Source organism: Cellulomonas sp. P5_C6, from assembly GCF_054049635.1.
On the sequence record NZ_JBFULZ010000170.1, the window covers coordinates 1 to 9,056 of the forward strand.

Genomic DNA, 9,056 nt, shown 5'->3' on the forward strand with positions numbered 1-9,056 from the left:
GCGGCAGCGTCGTGTTCACCCGCCAGCTCGTGGCGGACCTCCTGCGCTTCGGGGACCTCGACCTGGAGCTGGCGCTCCACGACGTCGACCAGGAGAGGCTCGACGTCGCCGAGGGAACCGCGCACCGCCTGGTCGAGCAGCTGGAGCACCCGGCGCGGATCAGCGCGACGCTGGACCGCAAGACGGCCCTGGACGGCGCCGACTTCGTCATCAACATGATCCAGGTGGGCGGGATCGACGCGACCATCACGGACCTCGAGATCCCCGCCCGCCACGGGCTGCGCCAGACCATCGGCGACACCACGGGCGTCGGCGGCGTCTTCCGCGCCCTGCGGACCTTCCCCGTGCTGACCGGGATCCTCGAGGACATGCGCGCGGTCTGCCCGGACGCGCTGCTGCTCAACTACACGAACCCGATGGCGATGAACGTCTGGTGGGCGTCCGTGGTCGCCCCCGACATCCGCACCTACGGCCTGTGCCACTCCGTGTACTGGACCGCGCACGACCTGGCCGGGCTGCTCGGGCTCGACGTCGAGCAGACCCGGTTCCGCGCGTTCGGCGTCAACCACCAGTCCTGGCTGCGCGACTGGACCACCCTCGACGGCGAAGACCTGTACCCACGCCTGGAGGCACGCATCGCGGAGGACAAGGAGCTCGAGCGCCGCGTCCGCGTCGAGATGTTCCGCCGCATCGGCTACTACCCGACCGAGACCAGCGAGCACTCCTCGGAGTACCTCTCGTGGTTCCTGCGGGACGACGAGCAGGTCGAGCGGTTCCGCATCGAGCCGCTGCAGTACATCGGGATCAGCCGCGAGAACGTCGCGGAGTACGAGCAGGCCAAGACGCTCCTGCGCGACGGGAGCGACCTGCCCCTCGAGGGCGGAGCCTCCGAGTACGCGCCGCAGGTCATCCACTCGATCCTGACCGGCACCACGCGCGAGATCCACGTCAACGTGCCAAACCACGGGCTCATCGACAACCTGCCGGCCGGCGCGGCCGTCGAGGTCCCGGCGCACGTCGACGGCAACGGCCTCGTCCCGATCGCCATGGGGCCGCTGCCGGTCCAGTGCGCCGCGCTCAACCGCACCTACCTGTCGGTCGCGGAGCTCACGGTCGAGGCCGTCCGCACCGGCGACCCGCGCCTGGTCCGGCAGGCCGTGCTCGTCGACGGCAACGCGAGCTCGACCCTGACCCCGGCCCAGATCTGGGACCTCTGCAACGAGCTCGTCACCGCCCACGGCGACCTCCTGCCCGAGCCCCTGCGCGTCCTCCTGTGACCGCCGCGCACACCCGGGACCTCGTCGACGACGCCGTCGCCAAGGGCGGCGCTGTCCTGTCGTTCAACGTCATCACGCTCGAGCACGCCGAGGGGATCGTCGCCGGCCTCGAGCGCGCCGGATCTCCCGGCCTCCTGCAGGTCAGCGAGAACGCGGTCCGGTACCGCCAGGGACGGATCGGCCCGCTGCTGGCCGCGTGCCGCGAGCTGGCGGAGCAGGCGACGGTGCCGATCGCCCTCCACCTGGACCACCTGCAGGACGCCGACCTCCTCCGCGAGGGAGTTGCACAGGCGGCCCGCTACGGCGTCTCGTCCGTGATGGTCGACGTCGCCCACCTGGACTTCGACGAGAACGTCGCGACGACGGCCGGGTTCGCTCGTGACGCGCGCGCCGCCGGACTCTGGGTCGAGGCCGAGCTCGGCGAGGTCGGCGGCAAGGACGGCCACGCGCCCGGCGTCCGCACGGACCCGGGCGAGGCGGCGGCGTTCGTCGCCGCGACGGGCGTCGACGGCCTCGCCGTGGCGGTCGGCTCGGTGCACGCGATGATGACCGCGACCGCGCACCTGGACCTCGACCTGATCGCCCGCCTCGCCCAGCAGGTCCCGGTCCCGCTCGTGCTGCACGGCTCCTCCGGCGTGCCGGCCGCGGCCCTGCAGGACGCGGTCCGCGCGGGCATCCGCAAGATCAACATCGGCACCGCGCTCAACGTCGCGCTGACGGCCCAGGTGAGGCAGGCGTTGGCTGCCGACGAGGCCCTGACGGACCCGCGTCGCTACCTCGCACCCGCCCGCGAGGCGATCGCGCAGGTCGTCGCCACCACCTGCGCGACGATCCACGCCGCCTGAGGCCCTACAGCCCCAGCACCCGCCGCGCGTTCCCCGCGTACACGGCCGCGAGCGCGTCGCCCGACAGCCCCAGCGCCGACACCGTCCACCGCCCCTGCGGCGGCACGACCTCGTCCGGCGCGTAGTCGAACGCCTCGTCGTCGGTCTCCAGGAACCGGAAGTGCGTGGTCAGCGCCTCGTCGGTCAGCGGGAACGCGTCGGTGCCGAACAGCACGCGGTCGCCGAACCGCTCGATCAGCCGACGGGTGCGCCGGGGCTGGCGGCCCAGCTCGGCCATGCGCCCGCCGATGTCGACGTTCCAGTTCGGCGCGGCCGCCAGCAGCCGCTCCACGCGGTCCAGGTCCTCGGCGACGCAGCCGACGTGGGCGCCGACGTACGTCGTCCCGGGCGTTGCCAGCACCAGCGACTCCAGCGCCGTGAGCAGCCGGTCGAACGTCGGGTGCACCGCACGGTCCCCGAACCACCACTCCGGGTTGGCCTGCAGCTCGTCGATCCGCTCGTTGGTGGCGTCGACGGGGTCGAAGAACGCGACCGGGTCCGCGACGTGGATGAGCACGGGCAGCCCGAGCGACCCGGCGAGCTCGAGGACGGCGACCACCCGAGGGTCGTCGGGGAGCACGAGCGCCCCGGAGGCGTCGCGGACCGTGAGCCCGAGGTTCTTCCAGACCTTGAGCCCGCGGGCGCCGCGAGCAGCACAGTCGCGCAGCTGCGCCTCGATCTGCGAAGGCCCGTCCGGCTGCGCCAGCACCCCCCAGTCGAGCTGGCAGAACGTGAGGAACCGGCCCGGGTGCGCCCGGTCGTACCGGTCGAGGTTGGCCTCGAGCTCGTCGCCGTGCATCCCGTCGAGGTTGACGACCGTCGCGACGTTGCGTCGGTCCATGAGCGCGAGCAGCTCGTCCACCGAGGGGGCGGTCCAMCCGGGCGGCGTGAGCCAGCGACCGAGGTGGTTGTGCACGTCGATGCAGGCCACGGCGCTGCGGTCGACGTGCGTCGCGGTCGCGGCGAGCCGGCTGCGCGGGTGCCAGTCGGCCAGGCGAAGGTGGGCGGCGGCGGCCCAGTCGGGCGTGGTCATGGCGCGGTCCTCTCCGGGGCGCTCACCAAGAGTGAGCGTTTGAGGCAGTTTCATTGCGGATCGATCACTTCGGTACGCAGTATTGCGCACACGGCGACGCGATGGACCCGGAGCCGGGAGCAGAGAGGCAGCACCCCGTGAGCGAGAGCATCACCGCACGAGAGATCGCCAGCCAGCCGTCCGTCTGGGCGCGAGCCCTGCAGGACGCGGCGACGTCCGGCGCGATCTTCGGCGCCCCGGGACACCGGGTCCTCGTCCTGGGCTGCGGCACCAGCGCCTTCGTCGCCGAGTCCGTCGCGGTCCTGCGCGAGCAGGCCGGCCTCGGCCTGACCGACGCGGCCTACGCCTCCGAGTGGCGCCCGGGCCGGACCTACGACCGGGTGCTCGTGATCAGCCGCTCGGGCACGACGAGCGAGGTGCTGGCCGCCCTGGAGCTGGTCGAGCCCGGCACCCCCGTCGCCGCGATCGTCGGCGTCGAGGACAGCCCGATCGCCCGCCGGGCCGACCACGTCCTCCTGCTCGACTACGCCGACGAGAGCTCCGTGGTGCAGACCCGCTTCCCGACGACGGTCCTCGCGATCGCCCGCGCCGCGTTCGGCGACGCCACCGAGCACCTCGTGGACGCCGCGCAGCGCGTGCTCGACGCCCCGCTCCCGGTGCCGGTCGACGGCATCGACCACGTCGTCTACCTCGGCACCGGCTGGACCCACGGGCTCGCCCAGGAGGCGGCGCTCAAGGTGCGCGAGGCCGCGCAGGCCTGGTCGGAGTCCTACCCGGTGCTCGACTACCGGCACGGACCCATCGCGGTCGCCCACCCGGGCTCGCTGGTCACCATCTTCGGCGCCGCGGACCCCGCGATGGTCGCCGACATCGAGGCCACGGGCGCCCGCGTCCTGGCCACCGACGACGACCCCCTGGTGCAGCTCGTGCAGGCCCAGCGGTTCGCCGTCGAGCTCGCCGAGAGCCGGGGCCTCAACCCCGACACCCCGCGCCACCTGACCCGCTCCGTCGTCCTGTCCTGACGAGCACCGCCACCGACCCCGAGGAGAACGAGTTGTCCCCCCAGCGCTCGCCCCGTACGCGAATCGCCGCCCTCGCCGCGGCCACCGCCGTCATCGCCTCCCTGTCCGTGACCGCGTGCTCCAGCGGCACCCCGCAGGGCGCCGCCACCTTCGACCCCGAGGCCAAGACGACCATCACGTGGTGGACCGGCCAGGCCGACCAGGCCGAGACGATCCTCGAGGGTCTGGCCAAGGACTTCGAGGAGCTGCACCCGAACGTCACGGTCGACATCTCGTCGGGAGCCCCCTCGACCGACGAGCTGCTGCAGAAGCTGTCCGCGGGCTTCGCAGGCAACACCTACCCCGACGTCTCCTACGCCTACGGCTCGTGGGCCAGCGAGCTGCAGGCCTCCAAGCGCACGCTCGACATCACCGAGCAGGTCACGGACCCGGACGTGAAGTGGGACGAGTTCCCCGAGGCGGCCCGGCAGACCGCCCAGCCCGGCGGCGGCACGACGATCGGCTTCCCGGCCGTCGTCGACAACCTGACCCTCATCTACAACAAGACGGTCTTCGACGCCGCCGGCGTGGACTACCCGACCGAGGACTGGACCTGGGACGACTTCCGGACCGCGGCCAAGAAGCTGACCGACCCGAGCACGAACACCTACGGCTACGGCTACTCGGTGTCGGGCTCGGAGGAGACCACCTGGCAGTTCTGGCCGCACCTGTGGCAGAACGGCGGCGAGATCCTGTCCGACGACCAGAAGACCGCGACCTTCGACTCCGACGCCGGCGTGAAGTCCCTCACGCTGCTGCGCGACATGGCCGTCGACGACAAGTCGATCTACCTCGACCAGACCGACACCAAGGCGGCCGAGCTGTTCGCCAGCGACCGGATCGGCATGATCACGTCCGGCCCCTGGACCCTCTACGACCTGCAGACGGCCAAGACGTCGTACGGCGTCGTGCCCCTGCCGGGGACGGACGGCAACCACGAGAGCGTGTCCGGCCCGGACCTGTGGGTGCTGTTCGACCACAAGGACGCCAACCGCGCCCACTGGTCGTACGAGCTGACCAAGTGGCTGACGTCGGCGGAGCAGGACATCAAGTGGAACGTGGCGTACGGCAACCTGCCGCTGCGCTCGTCGGAGGCCCAGTCGCCCGAGTTCCTCGCGCAGGTGGAGGCGCTGCCGGGCCTCGACGTCATGGCCGCCAACATGGTCAACTCCAAGCACGCCCGGCCCACCGTCAAGGGCTACGTCAAGCTCTCCGAGGCGATCGGGTCGGCGATCTCCGAGGTGATGCAGGGTCAGGGCGATCCGGCTGACGCGCTGACCGCAGCCGCCGCCACCGCGACGAAGGCGCTCGGAGGGTGACGATGGCGAGCACGACCGCCCCCGCCCGGCGACGCGGCGCGTTCCTGCCGCAGGCGCACGCGCCGCGCGAGGCGGTGACCCCGGGCCGCCGCAAGGAGCGTCGCCGGGCCGGGCTGCAGGGCTGGGGCTTCGTCGCCCCCGCGATGCTCATCGTGCTCGGCCTGTCGATCTTCCCCGCGGCCTGGGCGTTCTGGCTCTCGCTGCAGAGCTGGGACGGCTTCTCGACGCCGACGTGGGTCGGCCTCGGCAACTACCAGGCGATGGTGACCGACGCCGCCCTGCGCGACGCGGTCGGCCACACGATCCTCTACACCGCGCTCTTCGTTCCGTCGTCCGTGCTCATGGGCATGGCCCTGGCGATGCTGCTCAACCGCTCGCTGTTCCTCATCGGCTTCTACCGGACGGCGATCTTCCTGCCGTTCGTGGCCTCCGCCGCGGCGACCGGCATCCTCACGACGTACCTGTTCAACCCGCAGTTCGGCCTGGCCAACACGGTCCTGCGCGCCCTGCACCTTCCTCAGCAGGGCTGGCTCGAGGACCCCTCGCAGGCGATGGTCGTCATCACGCTCATGTCGCTGTGGGGGCAGGCCGCGTTCACCACCGTGATCTACCTGGCGGCCCTGCAGGACATCCCCGGGGAGCTGCTCGAGGCCGCCCGCATCGACGGGGCGAACCGGTGGCAGTCGTTCTGGCACGTGACGTTCCCGCAGCTTGCCCCCGTGACGGTGTTCGTCACGGTCTGGCAGGTCATCGAGGCCATCCAGCTCTTCGACCTCGTCTACACGACCACCCGCGGCGGCCCCCTCGACGCGACGCAGACGATCGTCTACTACCTGTGGCAGACGGCCTTCAAGAACCTCGAGTTCGGCTACGCCTCGGCGGTGGCCTACGGCCTGTTCGCGGTGACCCTGATCATCACCGGCGGGGTCGTCCTCTACTCCCGGCGCGCGAAGGTCGAGGCGTTCTGATGGCCGTCCAGATGCTGTCCCGCACACCGGTGCCCGACACGCCCGACGACATCCGGCTCACGCGCCGCGGCGGGCGCCGGCACTGGTGGTGGCACCTCCTGCTCGCCCCGGTCGCGTTCCTGTTCGCGCTGCCGTTCGTGCAGATGTTCCTCACGGCCCTGACGCCGGCGTCGGAGATCAACAAGTTCCCGCCCAAGCTGATCCCGTCGACCCTCACGCTCGACGGCTTCACCAAGCTGTTCGCCGACTCCGACATCCTGCGCTGGCTGCTCAACACGGTGATCGTCTCGACCGTCGGCGTCGCGTCGCACCTGGTCCTGTGCTCGCTCGCCGGGTACGGGTTCGCACGGCTGAAGTTCCCCGGCCGCACGTTCGGGTTCCTGGCCATCGTCGCGACGATCATGATCCCGACCCAGCTGCTCATGGTCCCGACGTACGTGATGTTCGCGAAGGTCGGCCTGATCGACACCCTCGGCGCCGCGATCGTCCCGTGGCTGGCCTCGGCGTTCGGCATCTTCCTCATGCGGCAGTTCTTCCTGTCGCTGCCCGCCGAGCTGGAGGAGGCCGCGGTGCTCGACGGCTGCTCCCGCCTCGCGGTGTTCTGGCGGGTCGTGCTCCCGCTGGCCAAGCCGGCGCTGGCGACCCTGGCGATCTTCACGCTGCTGGGCTCCTGGAACGACCTGGTCTGGCCGCTGATCGCGATCAACGACCCGAGCAGCTTCACGCTGCAGCTCGGCATCACCAACTTCCAGGGCGACCGCCGCACGGACTGGTCGCTGCTCATGGCGGGCAACGTCGTCGCGACCCTGCCGCTCATCGCGTTCTTCGTGATCGCGCAGAAGCAGTTCATCGCGACCATGACCTTCTCGGGGCTCAAGGGATGAGGGCCGTCCTCGTCGCCGGCGACGCCAACGTCGACCTCGTGCTCCGCGGCGACGTGGTCCCGCGGTTCGGGCAGGCCGAGCAGCTGGTCGACTCCGGCGAGCTGGTGCTGGGCGGCAGCGCGTCGATCGCGGCCTGCGGCATCGCGCGGCTCGGGGTGCCGACGTCGCTGGTGGCACGCGTGGGCGACGACGCCTTCGGTCGGTTCCAGCTCGACGGGCTCGCCGCCGCCGGGGTCTCCACCACGCACGTCGTCGTCGATCCCGTCGTGCCCACCGGCCTGTCGGTGATCCTGTCCGCTCCCGACGACCGCGCGATCCTCACCGTGCCGGGCACCATCCCGACCCTGCGCGCGTCCGACGTCCGCGCCGCGCTCGCGGCCACCGGAGCGACCCACCTGCACGTCGCGTCGTACTTCCTGCAGCCGACGCTGGCGGCCGAGCTGCCCGGGCTCCTGTCGGAGGTCCGCGCCGCCGGAGTCACCGTCAGCCTCGACACCAACTGGGAYCCGGCGGAGCGGTGGACCGGCGTTCTCGAGCTCCTGCCGCTCGTCGACGTGTTCCTGCCGAACCTCGCCGAGCTGCGCGCCCTCGGCTCCGGCTCCGACACCGACATCGCGCGGGACCTGGCCCGTCGAGGACCCCGGGTCGTGGTCAAGGCCGGTGCCGACGGGGGCTGGTCCCTCGACGCCGCCGGCGCGTTCGTCCAGGCCCCCGGCCTGTCGGTCGACGTCGTCGACACCACCGGCGCGGGCGACAGCTTCGACGCCGGCTACCTCGCCGCCCTCGCGCACGGGGTCGCCGACGAGGCCGAGCGCCTCCGCTGGGCCACCGCGGCGGGCTCGCTGTCGACGCTCGGCAGCGGCGGGACCGGGCGGCAGGCCTCCCTGGCGGACCTCGGGGTCGCATGATCACGGCCGCCGCCGTCAGCCCGTCCCTCGACGTCACGTACCTGGTCGAGGAGCTGTCCGGCATCCAGCGGCCGCTCGAGGTGCACCGCGTGGCCGGCGGCAAGGCGCTCAACGCGGCCCGCGCCGCGGCTCTGCTGGGCTCGACGGCCGCGGCCGTCGCGGTGCTCGGCGGGGGAACGGGCACGGTCGTCGCGGACCTCGCGCGCGCCGACGGGATCGACCTGCGGGTGGTCGACGGCGGCGAGCTGACCCGGACGTGCACGAGTGTGCACGCGCGGTCCGACGGCGGCCTCACGGAGATCTACGAGCACGCGACGCCGGTGTCCCGCGCGGTGTACGACGCGTTTCTCGACGCACTCGTCGCGACCCTGCACGACCGCCCCGGCTGGTGTCTGGTGAGCGGCGGCTTCCCGGACGGGCTGGGCCCCGACGCCCTCGGCGAGCTCGCGGCGCGCATCCCCGCCGGCACACGCCTGGCCGTGGACAGCCACGGGCCCGCGCTGCGCGGCCTGACGCGCGGCCCGGACCTGCTCAAGATCAACCGCGCCGAGGCGTGCGAGCTGCTCGACGCGCCGCCGACGACCGCCCTCGCGGAGCTCGTCGGGGCGCTGTACGCCCGCACAGGCTCGCTGGTGGTGGTGACCGACGGCGTGGCCGGCCTGCGCGCCACCGACGGCACCCGCACCCTCGCAGCCGCGCTGCCCGGCGTGGTCGGTCAGTTC

General features: G+C 72.3%; 9 protein-coding genes. 8 read left to right on the forward strand and 1 reads right to left on the reverse strand.

Annotation, left to right across the window (positions count from 1 at the left end; translation table 11 throughout):
• Positions 1-1,277, forward strand: a 1,277-nt coding sequence (gene melA, locus ACXJKG_RS16340) for an alpha-galactosidase (RefSeq protein WP_456846801.1), incomplete at its 5' end; no start/stop codon positions are given.
• Complete coding sequence (locus ACXJKG_RS16345) at positions 1,274-2,122, forward strand: class II fructose-bisphosphate aldolase (RefSeq protein ID WP_456846802.1); 849 nt, start codon at positions 1,274-1,276, stop codon at positions 2,120-2,122. The genes melA and ACXJKG_RS16345, both read left to right, overlap by 4 nt.
• Before the next feature lie 4 nt (positions 2,123-2,126).
• On the opposite strand, the gene ACXJKG_RS16350 is transcribed toward ACXJKG_RS16345, so the two are convergent.
• The gene (locus tag ACXJKG_RS16350; RefSeq protein WP_456846803.1) at positions 2,127-3,194 is read right to left on the reverse strand and encodes an amidohydrolase family protein; all 1,068 of its coding nucleotides are present in this window, start codon (positions 3,192-3,194) and stop codon (positions 2,127-2,129) included.
• A 137-nt stretch (positions 3,195-3,331) separates the two neighbouring features.
• Between ACXJKG_RS16350 and ACXJKG_RS16355 the strand changes: the two genes are divergently transcribed.
• The 6 genes from ACXJKG_RS16355 to ACXJKG_RS16380 all read left to right on the forward strand — a co-directional run.
• Positions 3,332-4,216 carry an SIS domain-containing protein gene (locus ACXJKG_RS16355; protein ID WP_456846804.1) on the forward strand — a complete coding sequence of 295 codons (885 nt, stop codon included), beginning with the start codon at positions 3,332-3,334 and terminating at the stop codon, positions 4,214-4,216.
• Between the two features lie 32 nt (positions 4,217-4,248).
• On the forward strand, positions 4,249-5,574 hold the full coding sequence (locus ACXJKG_RS16360; RefSeq protein ID WP_456846805.1) for an ABC transporter substrate-binding protein: 1,326 nt from the start codon (positions 4,249-4,251) through the stop codon (positions 5,572-5,574).
• Positions 5,575-5,576: 2 nt separating this feature from the next.
• Entirely contained in the window at positions 5,577-6,542 is a 966-nt protein-coding gene (locus tag ACXJKG_RS16365) for a carbohydrate ABC transporter permease (protein WP_456846806.1), read from the forward strand.
• Positions 6,542-7,426 (forward strand): carbohydrate ABC transporter permease, encoded by an 885-nt coding sequence (locus ACXJKG_RS16370; protein WP_456846807.1) that lies wholly within the window; start codon positions 6,542-6,544, stop codon positions 7,424-7,426. The genes ACXJKG_RS16365 and ACXJKG_RS16370 overlap by 1 nt, the downstream gene beginning before the upstream one ends.
• A complete protein-coding gene (locus ACXJKG_RS16375) occupies positions 7,423-8,334 on the forward strand; it encodes a carbohydrate kinase family protein (RefSeq protein ID WP_456846808.1) in 912 nt (303 codons plus the stop codon). Before ACXJKG_RS16370 ends, ACXJKG_RS16375 begins: the two co-directional genes overlap by 4 nt.
• Positions 8,331-9,056 (forward strand): PfkB family carbohydrate kinase (locus ACXJKG_RS16380; RefSeq protein ID WP_456846809.1); only part of this gene is annotated, 726 nt, incomplete at its 3' end. The genes ACXJKG_RS16375 and ACXJKG_RS16380, both read left to right, overlap by 4 nt.